Genomic DNA, 22,876 nt, shown 5'->3' with positions numbered 1-22,876 from the left:
TCGGCGCGGCCGTCAGCCCGCTTCGGAGCTCGGTTCGCCCTCGAGCGCCACAATCAACTGCGTCACGCGCCGGATCAAGCCTTGGGTCAGGTTCGGCTCGTCGAGCAGCGACTGCGCCAGCTCCAGCGCGCGGTCGTCCTCGCCCGCCGCGGCGAGATCGATGGCCTGTTGCTCCATCGCCAGCGCCCTGTAGGGCGCGCCGGGGGTCGCGATGCGGTCAAGAAGCTGGGTGCGCGTCGTGTCGTCCACGCCGCCGGCCTCGCCCAAGAGCACCATCTTGAAGGCAGCCAGGTCACCGTAGATGCGCGAAATATCGGTGTCCGCCACCACCGGGCGCAGGGCCTCGGCGCTGGCTTCGGGATCGCTTCCGGCGAGCCGTTCGGCAGCCAGAAGAAGCGACAGGACCGGCATCTCGCCTTCCGCGGCGCGGATCTCGGCCAGCGCATCGGTGCGGGCGGTGTCGTCGGGAAGTTCGAGTGCGGTGAGGACCGCATCCCCGAACGCGCGGGCTTCCGCGATCTCGCGGGACTGGCGATATTCGTACCAGGCGGCACCGGCCACGAGCAGCACGACGAGAAGGATCGGAATCCAGCCCCAGCGCTTCATCATCCTGAAGAGCCGGTCCCGGCGAACCTCGTCGTTCACCTCGTCGATGAAGCTTTCGTTGTTGCTCATGCGCCCCTGCCTGCCCCCGGGAGCGATCCAGCCCCCTTGTCTTGCCGCGCCTCTTTAGCCGATCGCCAGACGCGATGCCAACCCCGGGTGCGCCTGCGCATCTCGGCGCGGGCGCACGTTGCGGTGTCCGGCGGGCTCGGGATGCCGCAAGACGCGGGAAAAGACGCCGGGCCGAAGGGGCCCTCTTTCGCCAATCGGGCCCCTCGCGGCACGAAAAAAAAGGCCCGGGGAGGATATCCCCCCCGCGCCTCTCATCTTCGCGATGTCGTCCGCTTACCGGACGGAGGCCGTCTGCTGCAGGAGCGGCGTGATCCGGCGCACCGTGGCACGGCGGTTCGCAGGTTCGGCGGACAGCGTTTCCACCTTCAGAAACTGCTCACCGTACCCTTGGGTCACGAGGTTCTCCGGCGGAACGTCGAAGTACTCGGTCAGGGCCAGGGCGACGCTCTCCGCGCGGCGGTCGGACAGTCCGAGGTTGTAGGCGGCGTTGCCCACGGCATCGGTGTGACCTTCGACGAGGAAGATCTCGCGCGGATTGTCCGCGATCGTGTCGCTGATCGCACGGCCGAGCTGCACCAGCGTGCGCGCTTCATCCGGGGAGATGGCCGAGGAGCCCGAGGCGAAGGTGATCGCCTCGACGTCGATCGCCGGCGCGAGCTCGCGCACCTGGCGGATGTCACGCACCTGGTAGAGCGCGTAGCTGCGATCGGTGTTGACCTGCGTGGACAGAGCCCGGCGCAGGGCAGCTTCGTCGGAGGTCGAATTGTCCGCGAAGTTGAAGACGGGCTGCTGGTTCTCCGGCAGGGTCTGGACGTTCACCTGCTGGACGGACCCGGTGTCGTCGAAGAGAACGACCTGCTCACCGTCCGGAAAGACCTTCGTGCGGCGAAGGACGCGCAGCTGGGAATCGCGCAGCGTGACGATCTGGGTCCCGTCGGGGCGGGTGACGATCTGGCGGCTGGAGCCGTCGTCGTAGGTGCGGGTCTGCACTTCGTTGCCCGGCTGACGCAGAAGGGCGTTGTCGTCCTTCAGAACGTCGTAGCTGCCATCCTGACGCTCGACCACGACACGGTCGCCGGAATTGGCGACGACGCGGCGGTTGTTGGACAGGACCGCACCCACGGCAAGTGCGCCCAGAACGCCGATGGCGGCCTTCTGACCGGTGGTAAGGCCATCGTCGTCGTCATCGTCATCGTTGTTGCGTGCATTGGTCGTGAGCTGGTTGATGAATTCCTCGGCGGACGACCGGCTGTCGGCCTCGGTAACGGTTTCCTCCGTCACCTCGACGCTCTCGTCCTCGGCATCTGCCTCGCCGGATTCCTCGGCTTGGACCGCGGCGGAGGTGCTGGAACCATCCTCGGCACGGTCGGTGCCGATATTCTCCACGATTTCCTGCGACTCCTCGTCGAGTTCGGGCTCATCGAGAAGAGCGGCGAGGGAATCTTCCTCGTTGGTGAACTCCGTGTCGGAGGCCGTGTCGGTGTCTTCGTCGGTGGTGTCGGCGTCCGCCTCGGCCGTCGTCGCCGTCTCACCGTCGTTTTCGGCAGTCGCCTCCGTCTCACCGTCGTCGTCGGACATCTCTGCGTCCGTCATGTCGGTGTCTTCGGAGGACTGCGCGTCGGTCTCGGCAGCGATGGCCGACCCGAGATCGGAGTCGGTCTCCGTCTCAGCCTCGGTGTCCGCCTCAGCCTCGGTCTCGGAGGAGTCGGCATTGTCGAGCAGTTGCTCGGCAGCGCTTTCGCTCTCCTCGGCGACTTCATCGGACATGTCGTCCATCGTCTCGGCCGTCTCGTCCGACATGTCATCGACGCTTTCGGCCGTCTCGGTCGCGGCGTCTTCCATTTCGGACGCAGCTTCCTCAGCAACCTCGTCCGTTTCGTCAGCAACCTCGCCGGCTGTTTCGGCCGTTTCGTCCATGGCTTCATCCATGGTGTCCGCCATCGGATCGGCCTCTGCATCCGTCTCGGCCGTGGTCTCGGCCGTGGCGGACATGTCCGTCTCGCCTTCGGTCATGGCCTCGTCCGTCTCGGCATCGGCCTCGCCGGACATGTCGGTCTCGGCGTCGACTTCGGCCTCGGTTTCCGCTTCCGTCTCGGCGTCCGGATCGTCGATCTCACCGGCCTCGATCAGCTCTTCTTCGGTGAAGCACGTCGGCATCTCGATCTCGCCGGCGAGACCCTCCGCGTCCGCTTCGGGGACGATGAGCTGCTCGCCGTCTTCGCACATCTCCGCGCCCACGGCATCCGCGAGAGCGTCCTGCGCATAGAGCGGCGCCGTCGGCGCGACCAGCGAGATGCTCGCGACCAGCGCTGTCGTCGTGCGCAAGGTTTTCTTGCCCATGAATTTCATTTGACCTGCCTCCCAGGATATAGGTTTAGCCCCAAACTCCGGGGAGACCGCGTCGGTTCCTCACGGCTGCGTGGGCTCGGTCGCCCTCAGCATCGTCCTCAACCGGCCCCGCTCGCCGGCATCCATGGATCCCGCGAGCACCGCCGCGAGGTCCTCCAATGCCCGGATCGAATGCCCTGCACGGAAGGAATCGACATGCGGCAGCATCGAGCGGATGCCGGCCGCGCGCGGGGAGAAGCCGTCGAAGCGCAGAAGGGGGTTCACCCAGACCACGCGGCGCGCGGACAGCCGGAGCCGCTCCATCTGGCGAGCGAGCTGGTCCGGCGCGCCCCTCTCCAGCCCGTCGGTGATCAGAAGCACGATCGCCCCCCGCGCCAGAACCCGTCGGGACCAGTCGCGATTGAACGCCGCGAGGCTCTCCGCGATCCGCGTCCCCCCCTCCCAGTCCGGCGCTTCCCGGCCGGCTGCGGCGAGGGCGGCATCGACGTCCTGCCGCTCCAGGTGGCGGGTGATGTTGGTCAGGCGGGTGCCGAACGTGAAGGCATGGACACGGCCCCACCCCGCGTCCCTCCTGTTCGATACCGCGTGAAGGAAGTGCAGGACGATCCGCGAATACTCCGACATCGAGCCCGAGATGTCGCAGAGCGCCACGAGGTCCGGCGGCCGGACGCCCTTCTTTCGCATCGGCAGCGCCCCGATCTCGCCGCCCCGCCGCGCTGAGGCCGCGAGGACCCGGCGCCAATCGGGCGAGCGCCCTGCCTTGTCCGCCCGCATCCGCCGGCTCTGGATCTGCGGCAGACCGAAGGCCAGACGGCTCACCGCCCGCTCCGCCGCCCGCATCTCCTCGGCGCTCATCTGGGCGAAATCGAGGCTGCGAAGGCGCTCGTCCGCGGATGCCGTGGTCCGCGCGTCGATCTCCACCACATCCTCGCCGGCCGGAGGCTCCTCGCTCGGTGGCGGCGCCTCCTGCGTCAGGGCCTCGGCCGCACGCCGGGCGCCCGGATCGGCGGGACGTTCCTCCTGCACGCCGCGCACCGAGGGCACGAGGAGCGCCATCATGTGCTCGAGGTATCGCGGGTCGCGCCAGAACAGACGGAAGGCCTGAGCGAAGACCGTGCGCTCCTCCGGCCGCGAGACGAAGCATGCGTGGAGCACCCAGTAGAAATCCCGGCGGTCCGAGAACCCGGCCGCCTCCACCGCGCGCACCGCGTCGCTCACACGCCCGGGCCCGACCTTCAGCCCGGCCGCCCGGAGCGCCCGCGCGAAATGCGCGATGTTCTCGGCGAGCCGGCCATCCTCCGGGATCCGGGGCGCGCCGATCCGCGCCATCAGGCGATCTCCGCCCGTGCCTCCGCGAGGATCCGCGCCGCCTCCGAGCCCTGCATGCGCGCGATGTCGTCCTGGTACTTGAGTACCGCGCCCAGCGTGTCGGCAATCACCTCCGGCGACAGCGCCACCGCGTCCAGCGCGAGAAGACAGCGGGCCCAGTCGATGGTCTCCGCCACGCCCGGCCGCTTGAAGAGGTCCGCGTCCCTGAGCCGCTGCACGAAGGCGACCACCTCTTGGCTGAGCCGCGCCTGCGCCTCCGGCACCCGTGCGGCGAGAATGGCCAGCTCGCGCTCGACATCGGGGTAGTCCACCCAGTGATAGAGGCAGCGGCGCTTGAGGGCGTCATGGACTTCCCGCGTCCGGTTGGACGTCAGCACCACGATCGGCGGCTCCTCCGCGCGGATGGTGCCCAGTTCCGGCACCGTCACCTGAAAGTCGCCCAGCGCTTCCAGAAGAAAGGCCTCGAACGGCTCGTCCGTCCGGTCGATCTCGTCGATGAGCAGAACCGGCGCCCCGCCCGGACCCGGCCGCATCGCTTCGAGGAGGGGCCGCTCGATGAGGTACGCCTCGGAGAACATCTCGGCCACCAGCGCCTCGCGGCTGGCCGCCCCGCCCGAAGCCTCCGCCGCGCGCATGGCAATCATCTGCGCCGGGAAGTTCCACTCGTAGACCGCGCTCGACGCGTCCAGCCCCTCGTAGCATTGCAGGCGAATCAGGCGGCGCCCCAGCCCGGCGGCGAGCGCCTTCGCGATCTCGGTCTTCCCGGTGCCCGCCTCGCCCTCCATGAAGAGCGGCCGCCCGAGCCGAAGCGACAGGAACACCACGGTCGCCAGCGCCCGGCCACAGATGTAATCCTGCCGCGCCAGCATCTCCTCCACCTCGCCTATGGAGCCCGGCACCTCAGCCATTCTCGTCCCCTCCCCGCACGGATCCTCGCCCCCCCGAGGCTGCGCCGGGCGCAGCGGGGCGGTCAAGCGGTGGCGGCGCGGCGCGATGAGGGTTAGTCTCGTCCCCGCCCCCAGGTTGAACGGAGACCGGCATGGACGGAACGAGCAAGACACGGTCCCTGCGCTTCCGCGGTCTCGCCTTTCCGGGGGTGGAGGTGCTCCCGGGAGCCGTCCGCCGGGCCATGCGCGCAGGTGAGTATGACGAGGCCCTGATCGCTGCCGCCCTGCGCCATGCCCGCACCGATGACAGCGTCCTGATCGTCGGGGGTGGGCCGGGTCATATCGCCGGCGTTCTCGCAGCGCGCCTCGGCGTTCCCCGCGTGACCGTGACCGAGCCCGACCCCCGCCTTGCCGCCATGATCCGCGGCATGGCGGAGGAGAACGGACTGCCCCGCATCGCGCTCCGTCCGGGTCTGGTCGCCGGGGCACCCGGCCAAACGCGCCTCTCGGCGCCGAAGGATCCCTTTGGCGCGGTACCGGGTTCCGCCGAGGACGGCCCGGAGGTCCCCCTTCTCGGCATGGCAGCGCTCGAGCGGGACCACGCGCCCACCCTTCTCATCGCCTCCCCGCGAGAAGCCGAATCGCTGGCGATGGCGGAAAGCCCCTTCCCCGGCCTCCGCGCCGCGATCCTCTGCCTCACACCTGACCGCGACGGCCCCGCCGGCACCGATGCCGCCCTCGCCGCGATGGCGGCCGCCGGCCTTACCTACGCGCCCCGACACTCCGCGGGGGCTCTTCTGGTGTTTCGCAGAGAGGCCTGAAAGCCGCCGCGAAATGCTCCTGCCGGCTCCTTGATCCGGCCACGTTCGGTTGCAACATCAGACACGACGGAATGATTGGCCTGCCGGTCGCGCCCCACCCCGAGAGCACGGTGGACGGATGCGCCCGGTCGCCGCTAGACTGGAGACCGTGATGGACGGCAGCGCGACTCCGACAGGCCCCGCCCCGGAGGCGGAGGACGACAGCCACACGGCCGCTTGGCGCGCCCGTCTGGACGCACACGGCCGCATGCACGGCTTTCACGAGCGCCTCGGCCGCGACCATGGTGCACTCTATACCGAAGACGACGAGGACGTGCTTCTCGTTACCTTCGAGAATGCCGAGATCATCCGCGATGGCGGCGAGACGGAACTGCCCTACGGCCTCAACATCGCCGGCAAGGAGGGTTGGTCACAGCTCTGCCTCTATGCCGAGGGCGACACCTGGTTCAGGGACCCGGACGTCCACGCCTTCTTCGACAAGCTCATCGACGAAGGCTTCTTCGATACGTTCAAGACCGTCCTCTTCTACGGCGCAGGCCCCTGCGGCTATGCGGCCGCGGCCTATTCCGTCGCCTCGCCCGGCGCGCGGCTTCTGCTGATCGGCCCACAGGCGACGCTCGAACCCGGCATCGCAGGATGGGACCGTCGCTGGCCCGAGATGCGCCGCGTCTGCTTCGCGGATCGGTTCGGCTATGCCCCGCGCATGGCCGACGGCGCCGAACGGGGCTGGATCATCTACGACCCCACCGTGCTCGAGGACGCGATGCATGCCGCGCTCTTCACCCGGCCCGGCATGACGATGCTGCCGGTATCCCATCTCGGCACGGCCCCCGAGGGCCATCTCAAGCGGATGAACATCCTCGTCCCGATCCTCAGGGCCGCCGGCAAGGGGACGTTCGACGCGCGCGCCTTCGCCCGCCACTGGCGCCGTCGCCATGCCTACCCGCCCTACCTCCGCCGCACCCTCGGCAAGCTCGAGGAGGAGGATCGCCCGCTTCTGGCCGCGCTCTGGGCGCGCGCCGCGCTCAGGGTGGCGAACCGCCCCCGGTTCCGCCGCGCCCTTGCCGCCGCCGAGGAGGCCCTGGCCGCGAAGGGTCGCACCCTGCCGCCGGCCCGCGAGGACGACTAGGCCCGCGGCACTCTCCCGGCGCTGCCCTGCGGCCGGGGACCGAAGCGCGCCTCCATTTTCATCTTTCCGCCGCAATATCTCCGCCCGAGGCCCGATCGGCCATGGGCGGGGCGTCCGTGCCGCGGCGCGGCGCTTGACCCGTCGGGCCCCGATCGCGTCCACTGGCGCAAACGATCCCCATGAGGCCCTCCCCCATGCCAGCGACGATCTCCCGCGACACCTATGCCGCCATGTTCGGACCGACCACCGGCGACCGCGTGCGGCTGGCCGACACCGACCTCGTCATCGAGGTCGAGCGTGACCTGACCACCTATGGCGAGGAGGTGAAGTTCGGCGGCGGCAAGGTGATCCGGGACGGAATGGGCCAGTCCCAGGTCAGTCGCGCAGAAGGCGCGATGGACACCGTCATCACCAACGCGCTGATCGTGGACGCGACCGGCATCTACAAGGCCGATGTCGGCCTCAGGGACGGGCGCATCCACACGATCGGCAAGGCCGGCAACCCCGATACCCAGTCCGGCGTGGACGTGATCATCGGCCCCGGCACGGAAATCATCGCCGCCGAAGGCCGCATCCTCACCGCCGGCGCGTTCGACAGCCATATCCACTTCATCTGCCCGCAGCAGGTCGAGGACGCGCTCCATTCCGGCGTGACCACCATGCTCGGCGGCGGCACCGGTCCCGCCCACGGCACGCTCGCCACGACATGCACCCCCGGCCCCTGGCACCTGGGGCGGATGCTCCAGGCGCTCGATGGCCTGCCGATGAATTTCGGCCTGTCGGGCAAGGGCAACGCCTCCCGCGCCGCGCCGCTGGTCGAGATGGTGGACGGCGGTGCCTGCGCGCTCAAGCTGCACGAGGACTGGGGCACCACCCCGGCCGCGATCGACACCTGCCTCTCCGTCGCGGACGAAATGGACGTCCAGGTGATGATCCACACCGATACGCTGAACGAAAGCGGGTTCGTCGAGAACACCATCGCGGCGATGAAGGGCCGGACGATCCACGCCTTCCACACAGAGGGCGCCGGCGGCGGACACGCCCCCGACATCATCCGCGTGTGCGGCCTGCCGCACGTGATCCCCTCCTCGACCAACCCGACGCGCCCCTTCACGGGCAACACGCTCGAGGAGCATCTCGACATGCTCATGGTCTGCCACCACCTCGACCGCTCGATCCCGGAGGATGTCTCCTTCGCCGAAAGCCGGATCCGCAAGGAAACCATCGCCGCCGAGGACATCCTGCACGACATGGGCGCCTTCTCGATCATCGCATCTGACAGTCAGGCGATGGGCCGTGTCGGCGAGGTCATCATCCGGACGTGGCAGACGGCGCACAAGATGAAGGTCCAGCGCGGGAGGCTGCCCGGAGAGGCCGGGGAGAACGACAACCTCCGCGTCCGCCGCTACATCGCCAAGTACACCATCAACCCGGCCATCGCGCACGGCATGTCCGCCCATATCGGCAGCATCGAGCCCGGCAAGCGGGCGGATCTCGTGCTGTGGTCCCCTGCCTTCTTCGGGGTGAAGCCCGACACGGTCCTGATCGGGGGCACCATCGCCTGCGCGCAGATGGGCGATCCCAACGCCTCCATTCCGACGCCGCAGCCGGTCTATTCGCGCCCCATGTTCGGCGCCCTCGGGCAGGCGGCTTCGCGCTCCGCCGTCACCTTCGTCTCCCAGTCGGCGCAGACCCGCGGCCTCGCCGGGGAGCTCGGCCTGATGCGCGGCACGCTGGCCGTCGGCGATACCCGCGGCATCGGCAAGGCGGACATGATCCTGAACGACGCGATGCCCGCGATCGACGTGAACCCCGAAACCTACGAGGTCCGCGCGGACGGCGAACTGCTGACCTGCGAGCCGGCGACGGAGCTGCCGATGGCGCAGCGCTACTTCCTGTTCTGAGGGTCATGCTGCAGGTGCAGCCATGCGCCGGTCCTGGGGCGTTCCGGCGCCGCTCTTTCGCCGCCGGGACCGGCCGCTCGCTCGGGGCCCTTGTTTTCCTGCGCCATGCACCTCACGCAACCCTATATTGGTCAGCATGCATGACCTTGCCATGAGCCTCGTGCAACGCGGGTCTTCAGCCTTGTCGGTGGTCGTCTTCCGCGCTGCGGCATAACTTCACCTCAACAGCAGCGAACGACATTCGAGAGCAGGAACGATATCATGGCCTTCATCACCGGCACCCACAGCAACGACCACGCCAGCAACCTTGGCAGCGCCATCGCGGCCCCCTTCCGCGCCTTCGGCCGCTTCCTCGTGTCGATCGGCGAGAGCAATGCCCGCCTCCGCCGCGTGCAGGAACTGCAGAACATGACGGACGCCCAGCTTGCCAAGCGTGGCCTGACCCGCGACGACATCGTGCGTTACGTCTTCCGCGACATGCTCTACTGAACAGCCGCGACGTCAGGATGCAGCATGGCCCTTGCGGGCCCCGGCAGGGCAGCTAACCTGACCTGATGACGCAGATGGACGATAAAACGGCCGCAGAGGCCGGACCGAACGGCCCCGACGCGAAACCGCGCCGGGCCGTTTCCGTATCAAGGGGCACCGCAGACGGCGCCGCCGACACAGTGACCCTCGATTACGATGGCCGCATGATCCGCCGGAAGCGCCTCGTGACCGACAGCGGCGCCGCGATCTTCGTCGATCTCGAAGCGGTGACCTCCCTCGAGGAGGGCGATTCGCTCGAGCTGGAGCATGGCGGTCGCATCGGCGTCAGGGCCGCGCCCGAGACGCTTCTCGAGATCCAGGGCGACCTGCCCCGCCTCGCATGGCACATCGGCAATCGCCACGCGCCCTGCCAGATCGGCGACGGACACCTCCTCATTCGGCACGACCATGTCCTGGCCGCCATGCTCCGCCAGCTCGGCGCCGACGTGACCGAGATCACCGGTCCGTTCCGCCCCGAGGGCGGCGCCTACGGGCACGGTCGGACGATGGGCCACGACCATGGCCATTCCGGCGACCACGATCATGCACACGCGCATGATCACTCGCACGGGCATGCGCACGACCACGATCCGCGCTCATGAAGCTCTTCAATCCCGATCAGCGCAAGCGCAGCCACAAGCACAAGCGCGTCTATGCCCGGTACGAGCTGGCCTACACGTTCGTGGATTTCGGCGCAGCGGTGTCCTTCGTCATCGGGTCCGTCATGTTCTTCTTCGAGAGCTGGCAGACGGCCGGAACGTGGCTGTTCCTCATCGGATCCCTCCTCTTCGCCGCCAAACCGACGATCCGCGTCGCGCGGGAGCTGCATTATCTTCGAATCGGCGACAGGGAAGATCTCGCCGAGCGCTATGAAGATTGATGCGCTGAGGGCGCGGCTCAGCCTCGTCCAGTGGCTGTCTCCCGCCTTTCCCATCGGCGCATTCGCCTATTCCTCCGGGCTGGAGACGGCCGTCGCGGAGGGCGCTGTCGGCTCGGCCGCCGATCTGGAGCTCTGGCTGGACGGGGTGCTTCGGTTCGGATCCGGGCGTCAGGACGCGGCGCTTCTGTGCGCGGCAATGGCGCCGGGCGCGGACCTGGCCGGCCTGTCCGCCCTCGCCCGTGCCCTCGCGCCCAGCGCCGAGCGACTGAAGGAGACCGATGAGCAGGGGGAGGCCTTCGCCAGGACCGTCACCGGCGCCACGGGCGTCGACTCTTTCGCCGCCCCCCTTCCCGTTGCCCTCGGCGCTGCCGCCGCACGGCTGGGCGCCGACGCGCAGGAGGTTGCGGCGCTTTATCTGCAGGCCTTCGCAGGAACCCTCGTCTCAGCGGCCATCCGCCTCGTCCCCCTTGGACAAACCGAGGGACAGCGGGTGATCGCACGGCTTCACGGCACCATCCTCGCCATCGCGGCTGCCGCGCCCGGAACCGACCCCACCGCCATCGGCAGCGCCGCCTTTGGCGCCGATCTTGCCTCGGCGGCGCACGAGACATTGCAACCCCGCCTCTTCCTGACCTGAAGGACCCCCCTCCCATGGCAAGCCCCAACGGCCCTCTCCGCGTCGGCATCGGCGGTCCCGTCGGCTCCGGAAAGACGACCCTGACCGAGAAGCTGTGCCGCGAGCTCTCGGGCCGGCTCTCCATGGCCGTGGTGACGAACGACATCTACACCCGCGAGGATGCCGATGCCCTCGTCCGCGCGCAGGCCCTTCCGTCGGAGCGCATCCGCGGCGTCGAGACCGGCGGTTGCCCGCACACGGCTATCCGTGAGGATGCGTCGATCAACCTCGCCGCCATCGCCGACCTGCGCCGGGCGATCCCGGATCTCGACCTCGTCCTCATCGAATCGGGTGGAGACAATCTCGCGGCTACCTTCTCGCCGGAGCTTGCGGATCTGACGATCTACGTGATCGACACCGCCGCCGGGCAGGACATCCCCCGCAAGAAGGGCCCGGGCGTCACGAAATCCGACCTGCTTGTGGTGAACAAGACCGACCTTGCGCCCCATGTCGGCGTGGATGTGGACCTTCTGCGCAGTGACACCGAGGCGGCACGGAATGGTCGGCCCTATGTCCTCGCGTCTCTCGCATCCGGCGACGGGATCGAGGAGATCGCGGCGTTCGTGATGCGCGAGGGCGGCTTCTAGGGGCATCACGTCCGGTCCCCGGCGCCCATCCCTGGGAGGTGTCGGAGGAGGCGAACGGCCCGCCGGTCAGACCGCTTGGCGTTCCAGCATCTCCACGCGCCTTGGGTGGCGGCGGGAATAGAGGATCCGGGCCCAGGCCGCGTAAAGGGCGGTCAGGGGGCCGGCGTCGATCTCGATCTCCTCGGACAGGCGGGAACCGGACCCGAGCGGCGTGACGGCAAAGGCGTGGCGCCAGCGGCGCACGCCCATCCCCTTTTCCTCCGACAGGCAGGTCATGGCATCGTCGTCGCAAGCGATGACGCGCATGGTATAGGGCTGCGGGGGGAAACGGCCGAAGAGCCGAACCCGAACGTCGATCTCCTGGCCTTCGCGGACGCGGCCGTCCGGCAGGCCGGAAAAGCTGAGGAGACCGTCGCAGGATCGCGCGAGCGAGCTGTAATCTGTGACGAGGCGCCAGAGCCTGTCCGGCGGTGCATCGTAATCGTGCGTGAGCCGCACCGTCCTCACGCCACCCACAGCCCCCGTGCCTTGTGCCAATCCTCCAGGCTCTCGTCCGGATAGCCCTCGAAATGAACCTCTGCCGGGCCATCCGGCACCTGGGCCCAGGACGCCTTGTCCGCAAGCAGGATGTGGACGCGCTCAGGCGCGGCGGGAAGGTCCGTGTCGATGGCGCTGGCGAAGGGATGGATCAGGTCCGGCCAGTCCGGATCGTAAACCCAGAGGGCGGCGCCGCAGCCGGTGCAGAAACTGCGTTCGCCCGAAGAGGTCTTGCAGATACCGCCGCGCTCGATCTCGGCACTGAACCTGCCGATCGCGGCTTCACCGGACACGGTCAGCGTCTTTGCGATCCCGCCCAGATTGATCGCAGAACCACCGCCTCCGCCCGTCTTTCGGCAGATGGAGCAGTAGCAGAGCTGGTAGGGCACCGGTGTGTGACTCTGGACCGTGAAGTGCACGGCGCCGCAGCGGCAGGATCCCTCGAGCGTCATCGGCATGTTGTCAGCGTCCCCCTGATAGTCGTTTCGCGTTGCGGCTCGTTTCCTTGCGCAGGGGCCGGATGGCGGCCGTCATGATCTCGTCCGGGCGCTTGCCGGTCATCGCGGCCATCGAGGCGGCCATGGCGGAGGCGGTGAAGGCAGGTCCCTTCTCGCTGACCATGCGACTGTTCTCGCCGGCGGTGACGGGCCAGAGGCCGGCGGCGCCGAGGGTCCGGTAGGCGATTACCATCTGAGCCTCCTGGGCGAGCAGCATCGACTGCGCCCAGGCCGAACAGATGTGGGTGGCAAGCTCCCACGGGGCCGGATTGCGTGGCACGTTCTTCTATCTCCCGTGGCCGGATCGGCCGGATGTCAGGATTCGCCGCCGGAGCGGGGCGTGGTGCGGTTGCCCGCCTTCGCCGGCTGGCGCTTGGCGGTGTTTCTGCGGGGACTGCGCGAAGCGGCCGGTTTCGCGGCCTGTTTGCGCGCCGGGGCGGCGCTGTTCGACGCACGGACTGGTGCCGCGGAGTCGGACGCGGGCTTGTCCTTGCCGGAGCCGGCATTGGCGGGAACGGCCTTCGGCGCCTCGACCTTTCCCGGCGCGGATGCGGGCTTGGCATCCTTCTTCGTGACCGAGCGCTCGTAGATCTCCTCGATCGATTGCGGCGCAGGCGCCGAAGCGGCCGAGCTGACCGTGGCGGGCGTCTTGCGCGCAGCCGGGGCACGCGGGGCCTGTGCCGCGTCCCCAGCGGGCGCGGGCTTCACTTCGGTCGCATGCTTGCCACCCGTCAGAGGGCGGTAGGCGGCCATGGCGCAGAGGCCGGGCATGAGCATGGCGCTCTGCCAGCCGCTGGTCACGCCGTAGACGGATTTCATCGTCTCGGCCTGCATCTCAGCCGCCTTCGTCCACATGGTGAAGTTGGCGCGCCAGAAGTCCATCGGTGTCATCATCTCTTCGTCCCTTTCGGATGCGGGCGTGAAATGGCGCGGGCGACCCTCAGAGATCGCCCATCACCTCGGCGTTGAAACCTACGACCCGCCTTGCCCCGCCATAGGGAACGAGGCGCACTTCGCGGGTCTGTCCCGGCTCGAAGCGCACCGCGGTCCCGGCAGCGATGTCGAGCCGCTGGCCGCGCGCCGCGGCGCGGTCGAACTCGAGGGCGGCATTGGTCTCGGCAAAGTGGTAGTGGCTTCCGACCTGGACCGGTCGATCTCCGGCATTGGCCACCAGAAGCACCGTCTGTTCGGCACCGTCGTTCAACACGATATCTCCTGCCGCGACGATGATTTCTCCGGGTATCATGCGTTTTCTCCTGAGCGGGGGGCGGTCAGCCCGTTTGCCTTGCGCGCTTCTGCGACGGCATGGTCGAAGAGGTGCTCCAGAAGCGCGTCGGTTCCGCGGCAGGCATCGACGACGCGCTCCGCCCCGTCGATGTACTCCCGGGCGGAGGCCTCGTCCCACGCGCCCGGATTGCGAAAGAAATCACGCACGTTCGACGTCTGGTCGGCGATCTTCACGCGTTTCACGGGCAGCGTCGAATCGGACATGTGCTCGGCCTGGCGGTCCTTCATCTCTGCACGCGAGAGACCGTCCCATTCCGGCGGATTGGTCAGCGCCTTCACGATGTCCGCCACCGCCTCGCCGAAGTCGCGGCGGATGTCGCCGAGGGTGACGTCGCCATCCTCGACGGTGTCGTGCAGCACGGCGGCGATGACCTCGTCCGGCGTTCCGTGCTCGGAGACGAGCCGCGCGACCTCGGCGGGGTGATTGATGTAGGGCGTGACGTCTGAGCCTTTGCGCCGCTGGCCCGAATGGGTTTCGGCCGCGATCACGTAGGCGAGGGTCAGGCGCTGGAGGGTGGTCTGGTCTGTCATGCTACCGGATCGGGTGATGGACGGTCACGAGCTTGGTGCCGTCCGGGAAGGTCGCTTCCACCTGAACGTCGTGGATCATCTCCGGGATCCCGTCCATGCACTGATCGGCGCTGACGACACCGGCGCCCGCCTCCATCAGATCGGCGACGGAGCGGCCGTCCCGCGCGCCTTCGACGACGTAATCGGTGATCAGCGCGATGGCTTCGGGGTGGTTCAGCTTCACGCCGCGCTCCAGCCGCCCGCGCGCGACCATCGCGGCGACGCTGATCAGCAGCTTGTCCTTCTCACGGGGGCTCAGGTTCATGTCCGTCCTTCCATCGTTCAATCCTGCCAGACGCGGGGCATCGGGGCGCCGCCGCGCAACGTCGCGAACAGGCTGCGCAAGGCGCGCCGGAGGGGGAAGGCGTCCGGCGCCGCGAGGCGCGCGACGAGCCGTCCGTTCCAGGCCGAGGCGACGGCGCGCACGCCCTGCCCGTCTCCCGTGACCCCGGCGAGCGCGTCCCGCGCGGGGCCGAGCCCATCCTCGGCGCCATCCGCGATCAGGGCAACCGTGGAAAAGGCGCGGTCCCCGCCGAAGAGCGCGGGATCACCGGCACGCGCCAGCGCCTCGGCGCCGATCTCCACCGGGTCGATCCAGACCGGCACGCCGCCGCGGACCACCTCGCGCCGGTCGAGAAGGCGCACGTTTCTCAGCACCTCCCCCATCGCGGCCCGGCCGAGGACCAGCGTCTCCACCATCAGGAGGCGCGCGCCGGGGGCCAGCTCGGCGCGGGTGCGCCGGTTCATCGCGGCGCGCTCGAAGAGGATCGTCTCCTGCGGCAGCCAGTCGAGGGAGGCGCCAGACGCGAGGCTCAGATCGGTTCGCACATCCGCCGCCGGCCCCTCGAGGGAGGCATAGGCGCGCTCGGCTGTCTGCGTGGTGCCGACGGCGCGCGCTCCGGCTGCGAGATCGAGCGCGAAGGTGAGCCGGTCCCCGGCCGTCAGCCCGCCCGACGTGTTCAGAAACACCGCCTCGGGCACCCTGCCCGGACTGCGCGGAAGCATCGCCTTGGCGCAGCCCGACTGGTGCAGACCGGTGAGACGCGCGCCGCCCGGAGCCGCTGCGAAGGCCACATGCGCGCGCCCCTCGGCGCGCTGCAATCGTCCCGTCGCTCGGCTGCCGTCCAACATCATCGCGTCCCTCACCCCCGCATGGTAGAGGCCTCCGCGCGATGCTGCAATGCGGCATTGCCCTTTTCACTGGACCGTCCCCGAGGAGCGGGGCTAACAGGATCCCATGCCAGACATCATCCGCATCGCCCGCCCCGACGACTTCCACCTCCATCTCAGGGACGGCGCCATGCTGAAGGCGGTGCTGCCCGAGACGGCCCGGCACTTCGCCCGCGCCATCATCATGCCGAACCTCGTCCCGCCCGTGGTGACGGCGGCGGATGCGGCAGCCTATCGGGGTCGGATCATGGCGGCGCTGCCGGAAGGCGCGGACTTCACGCCGCTGATGACACTGTACCTGACCGAGGAGACGGACGCGGCGGATGTCGTCTCGGCTCACAAGCGCGGCGAGATCACCGCGGTGAAGCTCTATCCTGCCGGCGCCACGACCAATTCGGCGTCCGGCGTGAAGGACTTCACGAAGGTCCAGGGGGTTCTGGAGGCAATGGCCGAGGCGGGCATCCCCTTGTGCATGCACGGCGAGGTGACCGATCCGAAGATCGACATCTTCGACCGCGAAGCCGCGTTCATCGACCGGGTGCTGGAGCCGATCCGGCGCCGCACGCCCGGCCTGCGCGTGGTCATGGAGCATATCACCACCGCCAACGCCTGCGCCTATCTCGCCGAGAGCCAGGGCGATCTGGCGGCGACGGTCACGGTCCATCACCTGATGATCAACCGCAACCACATGCTCGTCGGCGGCATCCGTCCGCATTACTACTGCCTCCCCGTCGCCAAGCGCGAAGTGCATCGCGAATCCCTCGTGGAGCTGGTCACCTCGGCCAATCCCCACGTCTTTCTCGGCACGGACAGCGCGCCGCATCCGACCCACGCCAAGGAAAGTGCCTGCGGCTGTGCCGGCATCTTCACCGCGCCGAACGCGATGGCGTGCCTCGCCGAAGTCTTCGACGAGGCCGGCAAGCTGGACGCGCTGGAGGACTTCACGTCCTTCAACGGCGCGGCCTTCTACGGGCTGACGCCGAACAAGGGCGAGATCACCCTCGCCAAGGGCGATCCGCAGGACGTCCCCGCGCCCGTCTCGGTCGAGGGCGGCGAGGACGTGACCGTCTTCGATCCCGGCCGGCCCGTCCACTGGCGCGTGGTGGACTGAGCCGCCCTTCCCCTGCCCGGCCCCGCGCGCTAGGAGCCGTCTCCGACCGCAACAGCTCCTTCGCAGACGAGGCCGCCATGATCCCCACCAGCTTCCCCGATCGCCAGACCATCGCCCGGCTGACCGCCGGGATGCTGCTGGAGGTGGACGCGGTCCATTTCCGTCCCGAGGAGCCGTTCACCCTGTCGTCGGGGTTGCCGTCTCCGGCCTATATCGATTGCCGCAAGCTGATCTCCTTCCCCCGCGTGCGCTCCGCCCTGATGGATTTTCTCGCCGTCACGGTGATGCGGGACGCGGGCTTCGAGGCGTTCGATGGCGTGGCGGGTGGCGAGACCGCCGGCATTCCCTTCGCCGCGTTCATGTCGGAGCGGCTGGCGCTGCCGATGAGCTACGTGCGCAAGAAGCCCAAGGGGTACGGACGCGGCGCCAGGATCGAAGGAGTGATGACGGAAGGCCAACGCATCCTCCTCGTCGAGGACCTGACGACCGACGGCGGCTCCAAGCTCTCCTTCGTCGACGCGATCCGCGAGACCGGCGCCGCTTGCGCCCATACCGCCGTGGTCTTCTCCTGGGGAATCTACCCCGAGATGTCGAAGACGCTGGGCGACCACGGCGTCACGCTGCACAGCCTCTGCACCTGGCACGACGTCCTCGCCGTCGCCAAGGAGCGCGAAGCCTTCGGCCCCGATGCGCTGAGCGGCGTCGAGGACTTCCTCGCCGATCCCCGCGCATGGCAAGCGGCCCGGAAGTAAGGCCGGCCTCTGAAGGCAGCCCTGCAGCGCTCGCCCGTCACCGAGGGCGAGCGAGCGCAGCGGTGGCACGCTTGGGAAGACACCTCCACGGGTCTCCCCCGCCTCCCGATTTTCCCGCAGACCGAAGCCGGCCCGAACGCCGCGCTCCCTAGAGCCGTCCGGACCACTTCGTCCACAGTCTATCCACAGCTCGTCCACGAGCTATCCACAGGTTCATACATTTTGCGCATACCGCTCCAAGGGCGTAGAACCGGGGATGATCCGGGCGACGGCAGATCGCCCAGAACTGGGGACCGGCGCAAAGCCGGCCGGGCATGCACATGAACGAGATCACCACCATCACGCCGGGCGGCGGCCAGAGCGGATCGGGCGACGGCGGCGTGCCGTGCAACATCGAGGCGGAGCAGCAGCTCCTCGGTGCGATCCTCACCAACAACGACACTCTGGACCGCGTCGCGTCCATCGTGCGGCCGGAGCACTTCTACGACCCGGTCCATGCGCGCATCTTCACCCTCGCCGAGAGCCGGATCGCGAAGAACCTCCAGGCGACGCCGACCACGCTCAAGACCTTCCTCGAGGACGATCCGGGGCTGAAGGAGCTGGGGGGGCCGGGCTACCTCGTGCAGCTCTCCTCCGCCGCCATCGCCAGCTTCGCGGCGCGGGACTACGCCCAGATCGTGCGGGACCTCGCGACCCGCCGGAAGCTCATGGAAGTGGGCAAGGAGATCGCCGCCCGCGCCGCCAAGGTCGACGCCGAGATGGAGCCGGACGAGCAGATCGTCCGCGCCGAGCAGGACCTCTATTCCCTCGGCGAGCAGGGCAAGGCGGGCAGTGGATTCGTGTCCTTCCTGCGGGCGGTCACCGACGCGGTTCACGTCGCCAACGCGGCCTACATGCGCGAAGGCGGTCTCGCCGGCGTCTCGACCGGCCTCACCGACCTCGACCGCAAGCTCGGCGGACTGCACAATTCGGACCTTCTGATCCTCGCCGGGCGCCCCTCGATGGGCAAGACGTCGCTCGCGACCAACATCGCGTTCAACGTCGCCAAGGCTTACCGCCGCGGCCGGCGGCCCGACGGGACGGAGGGGACCCTCGAGGGCGGCGTCGTCGGGTTCTTCTCCCTCGAGATGAGCGCCGAACAGCTCGCCGCGCGTGTCCTTTCGGAGGCGGCCGAGGTGCCGAGCGAACAGATCCGCCGCGGCGACATGACGGAGGAGGAGTTCCGCCGGTTCGTGGAGGCCGCGAAGGCCCTCGAATCCTGTCCACTGCACATCGACGACACGCCCGCGCTGCCGATCAGCCAGCTCGCCACCCGCGCCCGCAAGCTCAAGCGCGAGCACGGCCTGGACGTTCTGATGATCGACTATCTCCAGCTCGTCCGCCCCGCCTCGGCGAAGGACAGCCGCGTCAACGAGGTCTCCGAGATCACGCAAGGCCTGAAGGCCATTGCCAAGGAACTCGACATCCCGGTCATCGCCCTCTCCCAGCTGTCGAGGCAGGTCGAGTCGCGGGAAGACAAGCGGCCCCAGCTGTCCGACCTGCGGGAATCCGGCTCCATCGAGCAGGACGCCGACGTGGTGATGTTCGTGTACCGCGAGGAGTACTACAAGGAACGCGAGAAGCCGGGCGAGAACGACCTCGAGGCGATGGCGAAGTGGCAGCAGGAAATGGAGAGCGCCCACGGCAAGGCCGAGGTCGTGATCGGCAAGCAGCGGCACGGCCCCATCGGCACCGTCGAGCTGTCCTTCGAGGGCCGCTTCACCCGCTTCGGAAACCTCGTGAAACCATGGCAGGATCGTGTCGAGGGCGGTGGCGACTTCTGATCGCCTTCCGCCCCGGCCCGCTCGGGGACCCTTGAGCCAAGAGGGCGGCGGCGGCGCCTACTCGTCCGCGAGAACAGCCGAGAGGGGCGCGAGCACGACAGAGCCGTCCTCTTCCGCGAGGGCCCAGTTTCCAAGACCTTCGAGCGTGTCCGGCGCCATGGTCGCCGAGACGACGATCCCGCCGATCCGGCCCGCTTCGAACGCGGCCCGGTCGAGCGCACGCCCGATCCCGGCCGGACGCGGCTCGCCCACGTCGATCCGGCGCCAGAGCGACGCCGAGGGAAGACCGGCATCGCCGGCGAGGCGCGCCGCGCCTCCGAGCCCCGTATCGTGCAAGAGGAGGCCATGCCCGCCGCGCGCGAGGGCGGAGATCGCCTGCCGCGCCATGTCCTCGTCCGCTCCGAGATCGCGGGCCTCCGTGTCCATCACGCCGATGGCGGACGGAACGCGGGTCAGCCAATCCTCGACGGAGATCTCGAGATCCTGCGGGCGGGCGCCCTTCGGCAGCCCGCTCGCCATGATCACGACCTCGGCGCCGGCTGCCGAGAGAGACGCGGCGCGCGCGGCGGCGTCCTCCGAAGCGGGATCGACGGCGACGGTCACCGGGAAGTAGAGGCCGGAAATGGCCTCGGGCGGCGTCGTGCCGTCATCGAGCAGCACCACCGAAAGCTGCGGGCGGCCGGCGGCATCCTCGAAGGGGATGGCATTGCGCTCCAGAGCGCCCTGGCTCTCGGCCGGCGGCTCGGCTCCGCCAAGGTCCACGTCCGCGTCCCTGCGGGCAACGAGGCTGCCTTCCGGGGGGAGCGTCGAGCGGCCCGTCCTCTCCGTCAGCGGCAGGACGCGGAGGCCGATACCGGTGGGCGCCTGATCGTCGACCATGGGCGGCATCTCGGGGGATTGCACCACTTCGCGCCCCGTAATGCGGGCTGCGTCCGAACGAACGGGCGCCTCGGCCCGGGTGGGGCGCGCGGCATCGCGTTCAGCGGTCCGGGCCGGCTCCGAGCCGACAGGCGCGCTGCGCCGGGCCTCCTCGCGCGGAGCCGTCTCGGAGGGTGCCGCGCTGGCGAGGGGGCCCGTGGTCTCTATGGCGGCGGCCTTGTCCGATCCGGCCCGTTCGGCTGAGGCGACCGAGACAGGCCCCGGCACGCCGCCCGATGCGCGCGGCGCGGGTGCAGCCCGGCTCGCAGAGGACACCGTCGCCGCGGCAGGCGTCTCGGACCGGTCAGCACCGCCCGACGGGCTTCGTGTGGCAGGCTTCGACGTCGCGGCCGCCACAGGGCTCTCTTCAGGTCGGTCCGCATCGGCGGTGTCGCTGAGGGAGGCGGCTTGGGACGAGGCGAGGACGGCCCTGCTCGCCAGAGCGCTGGCCGCGTCTTCCGCCTCCGGCGAGCGCGAACGTGTAGCGCCCGCCCGGTCGATCCGGGAGGGATCCGCCTGCGTCATCGAGGCCGGCGCGGCGCGGTCCGCGGGGCGCGCGTCGCGGGCGACGGCGCCGATGGTCAGCTCGGGCGACGGGCCGGAACTCGCCTCCGCCATCTCGGCGCGCGCCGGATCGCCGGGCTCGCCCTCCGCTCGGAGGGGAGCCGGCGCGTCCGGAACGTCACCCGGACGACCCCGTGCGGACGTTGTGGGGGAGGGAACGGCCGGGGGTCCGGACCGGTCGATATCGGCACGGGAGGCGCTTTCCGCCGCCCCTGCCCGGCGCGCCTCAAGAGCGGGTTCGGTCATCGCGGGATCGGCGCGGGCGACCTCGGCCTCATCGCCGGCACTGGCGGAGACCGCCTCGCCCGCCGTGATAGGCGCCCCGTCATCGATCTCCGGGAGGGCGGATTGGCTGGCGAGCGGCGCGTCCGCGGGGGTCGCGGGAGCGCCGGTTTCGAGGGTCGGCCTGTCCGGTGCAGCCGCATTGGCCGTATCGCCCTCCAGAGCCGCGACCGGGGCGCCAGGTTCGGGATCGAGATCGCTCGTGGAGGCAGGTTCGAGCGAGGGCGCCGCAACCATTTCGGGTCTGTCGGGTGACAGGGGAGGCGTTTCCGGGCTAGCCTCGGACCCGGTCATTGCGGCCCCGTCCGTCATTCCCTGCCGGAGCCGGTCCGGAGCTTCCGCCAGCTCCCCCGGATCGGCATCGCCGGCAGGATCCGCATCAAGGCGCGAATCTGACCTGCGCTCTTCCCCGTAGGTATCTGCCGGCGCGTTGTTATCCTCTTCGGCTACGTCGATCGTGACGGGTGCGTCGTCTTCCTCCGCTCCGATCTGGCCCGCCGAGGCGGAGGACGCGGCGTCCGGCTCCGGCATGGCAACCTCGTCCTGCGCTGACATCTCAGCGGCCACGCTGTCCGGGGGTGAAACGCCGTCCCCTCCGGATCGCGTTGCGAGAGCGGCGTCCGGTCCGGAGCCGGCGCCCGGCGCCGCTCGCGCTGCATCCAAGCTGGCGCCGTCCTCCGCATCCGGCGCGGTGCCACGCGCCGGGCTCATGGACGCGACCTCGGGTGCCGTGCCGCCTTCGGCCGGAGACCCCGTCCGACCGCTCCCCTCGCCCCGGGCTTCCTCACCACGCGGCGGCAGCGCATCGGGACCGGAAACGTCGGGCGCGACGCCCGGCGACTGGGTGACCTCGCTCGTCGCCCCGTCCTCCTGCAACGGCGCGGCGAGGGCGGGCGAGTCTTCCCCCGCTTCAGGGGCGAGCGGCGCCCGAACCGGGCTGCCCGCGCCATCGGGGCGTCCCGCGGGGTCGGTGTCGAAGCGCGGCGGCAACTCTCCGGCGGAGCTGCCCTGCGGTGCGACCGGCAGGGTGGACAGCGACGGACCCTGGCCGTCCGGTTCGGGAAGGCTCGGCGCGCCGTCGGTCAGTCCGCGCCGGAACTCCGACCCGGCCGGCACGTCCAGCTCGGCGGAGACGCCCGGATCGACGGTCTCGCCTGCGGGTGCCGGGCGCGAGGCCAGGGGCTCCGGCCGGCGCTCTGGCGTCTCGTCCGCTTCCGGCACGCTCAGGCGCGCTCCGGCGCCATCACGGCCCGTCGAGGGCGCCATGTCCGGTCCTGCGCCGGGCAGGACGTCCAGCGTGGCCTCCGTCTCCGGTGCCCCCGTCTCCGATGCCCTCGTCTCCGGCAGCGGTGCAAGCTGCGACGCCACGCCGAGCGCGATGACCGACAAGGCACTGCCCCAAAGAAGTCCCGACAGGATTCCGCCGCCCATAGTGAAAGCTCCCGCTCGTCTCTGTCCGCCCCAGGGGCCCGGCCCTGTCCCGCGCCGTTCACCCCTCGAAGGGCCCGGCGCCGGGGTCGCCCTTGACCCTGCCCGCCGGGGCGCGTCAAGTATAGCCCGGCCGCGACGGCGGTTCACGCGATTTCCCCCGGAAGGTCCC

The 22,876-nt window shown here is 69.6% G+C and carries 24 protein-coding genes; 11 read left to right on the top strand and 13 right to left on the bottom strand.

All coding sequences use genetic code 11. From position 1 onward, the window contains the following. Nucleotides 1-12: 12 nt before the first annotated feature. The 4 genes from RM543_RS08640 to RM543_RS08625 all read right to left on the bottom strand — a co-directional run bounded on the left by RM543_RS08640 (nt 13) and on the right by RM543_RS08625 (nt 5,261). A complete protein-coding gene (locus RM543_RS08640) occupies nt 13-675 on the bottom strand; it encodes a hypothetical protein (protein WP_311690606.1) in 663 nt (220 codons plus the stop codon). Nucleotides 676-948: 273 nt separating this feature from the next. Next, nucleotides 949-3,015 (bottom strand): OmpA family protein, encoded by a 2,067-nt coding sequence (locus RM543_RS08635; protein WP_311690604.1) that lies wholly within the window; start codon nt 3,013-3,015, stop codon nt 949-951. Between the two features lie 69 nt (nt 3,016-3,084). Continuing rightward, nucleotides 3,085-4,353: a vWA domain-containing protein gene (locus RM543_RS08630; RefSeq protein WP_311690602.1), complete on the bottom strand. Its 1,269-nt coding sequence runs from the start codon at nt 4,351-4,353 to the stop codon at nt 3,085-3,087. After that, nucleotides 4,353-5,261, bottom strand: a complete 909-nt coding sequence (locus tag RM543_RS08625; protein ID WP_311690600.1) for an AAA family ATPase — start codon at nt 5,259-5,261, stop codon at nt 4,353-4,355. The genes RM543_RS08630 and RM543_RS08625 overlap by 1 nt, the downstream gene beginning before the upstream one ends. A gap of 131 nt (nt 5,262-5,392) precedes the next feature. Between RM543_RS08625 and RM543_RS08620 the strand changes: the two genes are divergently transcribed. The 8 genes from RM543_RS08620 to ureG all read left to right on the top strand — a co-directional run bounded on the left by RM543_RS08620 (nt 5,393) and on the right by ureG (nt 11,765). Next, nucleotides 5,393-6,061, top strand: a complete 669-nt coding sequence (locus tag RM543_RS08620; protein WP_311690598.1) for a polyamine aminopropyltransferase — start codon at nt 5,393-5,395, stop codon at nt 6,059-6,061. Between the two features lie 151 nt (nt 6,062-6,212). Then, nucleotides 6,213-7,190, top strand: a complete 978-nt coding sequence (locus RM543_RS08615) for a phosphoadenosine phosphosulfate reductase (protein WP_311690596.1) — start codon at nt 6,213-6,215, stop codon at nt 7,188-7,190. Nucleotides 7,191-7,384: 194 nt separating this feature from the next. After that, the gene (ureC, locus tag RM543_RS08610) at nt 7,385-9,094 is read left to right on the top strand and encodes an urease subunit alpha (RefSeq protein ID WP_311690594.1); all 1,710 of its coding nucleotides are present in this window, start codon (nt 7,385-7,387) and stop codon (nt 9,092-9,094) included. A gap of 261 nt (nt 9,095-9,355) precedes the next feature. Beyond that, the gene (locus tag RM543_RS08605; RefSeq protein WP_311690592.1) at nt 9,356-9,583 is read left to right on the top strand and encodes a DUF1127 domain-containing protein; all 228 of its coding nucleotides are present in this window, start codon (nt 9,356-9,358) and stop codon (nt 9,581-9,583) included. 74 nt (nt 9,584-9,657) lie between these two features. After that, complete coding sequence (locus RM543_RS08600) at nt 9,658-10,224, top strand: urease accessory protein UreE (RefSeq protein WP_311690590.1); 567 nt, start codon at nt 9,658-9,660, stop codon at nt 10,222-10,224. Further along, nucleotides 10,221-10,502, top strand: a complete 282-nt coding sequence (locus RM543_RS08595) for a YrhK family protein (RefSeq protein ID WP_311690588.1) — start codon at nt 10,221-10,223, stop codon at nt 10,500-10,502. Before RM543_RS08600 ends, RM543_RS08595 begins: the two co-directional genes overlap by 4 nt. After that, nucleotides 10,492-11,139, top strand: coding sequence for an urease accessory protein UreF (locus RM543_RS08590; protein WP_311690586.1), 648 nt, complete (start codon nt 10,492-10,494; stop codon nt 11,137-11,139). Before RM543_RS08595 ends, RM543_RS08590 begins: the two co-directional genes overlap by 11 nt. A gap of 14 nt (nt 11,140-11,153) precedes the next feature. Next, entirely contained in the window at nt 11,154-11,765 is a 612-nt protein-coding gene (gene ureG, locus RM543_RS08585; protein ID WP_311690584.1) for an urease accessory protein UreG, read from the top strand. A gap of 66 nt (nt 11,766-11,831) precedes the next feature. On the opposite strand, the gene RM543_RS08580 is transcribed toward ureG, so the two are convergent. The 8 genes from RM543_RS08580 to RM543_RS08545 are packed head-to-tail and all read right to left on the bottom strand — an operon-like array spanning nt 11,832 to nt 15,787. Then, nucleotides 11,832-12,281 (bottom strand): SRPBCC family protein, encoded by a 450-nt coding sequence (locus RM543_RS08580; protein WP_311690582.1) that lies wholly within the window; start codon nt 12,279-12,281, stop codon nt 11,832-11,834. Then, nucleotides 12,269-12,760, bottom strand: coding sequence for a GFA family protein (locus tag RM543_RS08575; RefSeq protein WP_311690580.1), 492 nt, complete (start codon nt 12,758-12,760; stop codon nt 12,269-12,271). Before RM543_RS08575 ends, RM543_RS08580 begins: the two co-directional genes overlap by 13 nt. Nucleotides 12,761-12,764: 4 nt before the next feature. Beyond that, on the bottom strand, nt 12,765-13,079 hold the full coding sequence (locus RM543_RS08570; RefSeq protein WP_311690578.1) for an antifreeze protein: 315 nt from the start codon (nt 13,077-13,079) through the stop codon (nt 12,765-12,767). A 35-nt stretch (nt 13,080-13,114) separates the two neighbouring features. Further along, nucleotides 13,115-13,693: a hypothetical protein gene (locus RM543_RS08565; protein ID WP_311690576.1), complete on the bottom strand. Its 579-nt coding sequence runs from the start codon at nt 13,691-13,693 to the stop codon at nt 13,115-13,117. A gap of 46 nt (nt 13,694-13,739) precedes the next feature. Beyond that, entirely contained in the window at nt 13,740-14,045 is a 306-nt protein-coding gene (locus RM543_RS08560; RefSeq protein WP_311690574.1) for an urease subunit beta, read from the bottom strand. Further along, entirely contained in the window at nt 14,042-14,617 is a 576-nt protein-coding gene (locus RM543_RS08555; RefSeq protein ID WP_311690572.1) for an HD domain-containing protein, read from the bottom strand. Before RM543_RS08555 ends, RM543_RS08560 begins: the two co-directional genes overlap by 4 nt. Nucleotide 14,618: 1 nt before the next feature. Continuing rightward, nucleotides 14,619-14,921: an urease subunit gamma gene (locus tag RM543_RS08550; protein ID WP_116082749.1), complete on the bottom strand. Its 303-nt coding sequence runs from the start codon at nt 14,919-14,921 to the stop codon at nt 14,619-14,621. A 17-nt stretch (nt 14,922-14,938) separates the two neighbouring features. Continuing rightward, nucleotides 14,939-15,787, bottom strand: coding sequence for an urease accessory protein UreD (locus tag RM543_RS08545; RefSeq protein WP_311690570.1), 849 nt, complete (start codon nt 15,785-15,787; stop codon nt 14,939-14,941). 106 nt (nt 15,788-15,893) lie between these two features. Between RM543_RS08545 and pyrC the strand changes: the two genes are divergently transcribed. The 3 genes from pyrC (at nt 15,894) to RM543_RS08530 (ending at nt 19,512) form a co-directional block, all read left to right on the top strand. Then, complete coding sequence (gene pyrC / locus RM543_RS08540) at nt 15,894-16,937, top strand: dihydroorotase (protein WP_311690568.1); 1,044 nt, start codon at nt 15,894-15,896, stop codon at nt 16,935-16,937. Nucleotides 16,938-17,014: 77 nt separating this feature from the next. Continuing rightward, nucleotides 17,015-17,689 (top strand): orotate phosphoribosyltransferase, encoded by a 675-nt coding sequence (locus RM543_RS08535; RefSeq protein WP_311690566.1) that lies wholly within the window; start codon nt 17,015-17,017, stop codon nt 17,687-17,689. A 320-nt stretch (nt 17,690-18,009) separates the two neighbouring features. Further along, nucleotides 18,010-19,512: a replicative DNA helicase gene (locus tag RM543_RS08530; protein WP_311690563.1), complete on the top strand. Its 1,503-nt coding sequence runs from the start codon at nt 18,010-18,012 to the stop codon at nt 19,510-19,512. Nucleotides 19,513-19,569: 57 nt separating this feature from the next. On the opposite strand, the gene RM543_RS08525 is transcribed toward RM543_RS08530, so the two are convergent. Then, nucleotides 19,570-22,707, bottom strand: a complete 3,138-nt coding sequence (locus RM543_RS08525) for a divergent polysaccharide deacetylase family protein (RefSeq protein ID WP_311690561.1) — start codon at nt 22,705-22,707, stop codon at nt 19,570-19,572. Nucleotides 22,708-22,876: the final 169 nt, after the last annotated feature.

This window comes from Tropicimonas omnivorans (genome assembly GCF_031846565.1).
GTDB classification, from domain to species: domain Bacteria; phylum Pseudomonadota; class Alphaproteobacteria; order Rhodobacterales; family Rhodobacteraceae; genus Tropicimonas_B; species Tropicimonas_B omnivorans.
Note: the sequence above shows the minus strand (reverse complement) of the source record. Positions and strands in the feature narration are given on the sequence as shown.

Bases quoted from the DNA above. Each gene is read 5' to 3' on its own strand.
- RM543_RS08640 (WP_311690606.1), bottom strand. From the start codon at position 675: ATGAGCAACAACGAAAGCTTCATCGACGAGGTGAACGACGAGGTTCGC.
- RM543_RS08635 (WP_311690604.1), bottom strand. From the start codon at position 3,015: ATGGGCAAGAAAACCTTGCGCACGACGACAGCGCTGGTCGCGAGCATC.
- RM543_RS08630 (WP_311690602.1), bottom strand. From the start codon at position 4,353: ATGGCGCGGATCGGCGCGCCCCGGATCCCGGAGGATGGCCGGCTCGCC.
- RM543_RS08625 (WP_311690600.1), bottom strand. From the start codon at position 5,261: ATGGCTGAGGTGCCGGGCTCCATAGGCGAGGTGGAGGAGATGCTGGCG.
- RM543_RS08620 (WP_311690598.1), top strand. From the start codon at position 5,393: ATGGACGGAACGAGCAAGACACGGTCCCTGCGCTTCCGCGGTCTCGCC.
- RM543_RS08615 (WP_311690596.1), top strand. From the start codon at position 6,213: ATGGACGGCAGCGCGACTCCGACAGGCCCCGCCCCGGAGGCGGAGGAC.
- ureC (WP_311690594.1), top strand. From the start codon at position 7,385: ATGCCAGCGACGATCTCCCGCGACACCTATGCCGCCATGTTCGGACCG.
- RM543_RS08605 (WP_311690592.1), top strand. From the start codon at position 9,356: ATGGCCTTCATCACCGGCACCCACAGCAACGACCACGCCAGCAACCTT.
- RM543_RS08600 (WP_311690590.1), top strand. From the start codon at position 9,658: ATGGACGATAAAACGGCCGCAGAGGCCGGACCGAACGGCCCCGACGCG.
- RM543_RS08595 (WP_311690588.1), top strand. From the start codon at position 10,221: ATGAAGCTCTTCAATCCCGATCAGCGCAAGCGCAGCCACAAGCACAAG.
- RM543_RS08590 (WP_311690586.1), top strand. From the start codon at position 10,492: ATGAAGATTGATGCGCTGAGGGCGCGGCTCAGCCTCGTCCAGTGGCTG.
- ureG (WP_311690584.1), top strand. From the start codon at position 11,154: ATGGCAAGCCCCAACGGCCCTCTCCGCGTCGGCATCGGCGGTCCCGTC.
- RM543_RS08575 (WP_311690580.1), bottom strand. From the start codon at position 12,760: ATGCCGATGACGCTCGAGGGATCCTGCCGCTGCGGCGCCGTGCACTTC.
- RM543_RS08565 (WP_311690576.1), bottom strand. From the start codon at position 13,693: ATGATGACACCGATGGACTTCTGGCGCGCCAACTTCACCATGTGGACG.
- RM543_RS08560 (WP_311690574.1), bottom strand. From the start codon at position 14,045: ATGATACCCGGAGAAATCATCGTCGCGGCAGGAGATATCGTGTTGAAC.
- RM543_RS08555 (WP_311690572.1), bottom strand. From the start codon at position 14,617: ATGACAGACCAGACCACCCTCCAGCGCCTGACCCTCGCCTACGTGATC.
- RM543_RS08550 (WP_116082749.1), bottom strand. From the start codon at position 14,921: ATGAACCTGAGCCCCCGTGAGAAGGACAAGCTGCTGATCAGCGTCGCC.
- RM543_RS08545 (WP_311690570.1), bottom strand. From the start codon at position 15,787: ATGTTGGACGGCAGCCGAGCGACGGGACGATTGCAGCGCGCCGAGGGG.
- pyrC (WP_311690568.1), top strand. From the start codon at position 15,894: ATGCCAGACATCATCCGCATCGCCCGCCCCGACGACTTCCACCTCCAT.
- RM543_RS08535 (WP_311690566.1), top strand. From the start codon at position 17,015: ATGATCCCCACCAGCTTCCCCGATCGCCAGACCATCGCCCGGCTGACC.
- RM543_RS08530 (WP_311690563.1), top strand. From the start codon at position 18,010: ATGAACGAGATCACCACCATCACGCCGGGCGGCGGCCAGAGCGGATCG.
- RM543_RS08525 (WP_311690561.1), bottom strand. From the start codon at position 22,707: ATGGGCGGCGGAATCCTGTCGGGACTTCTTTGGGGCAGTGCCTTGTCG.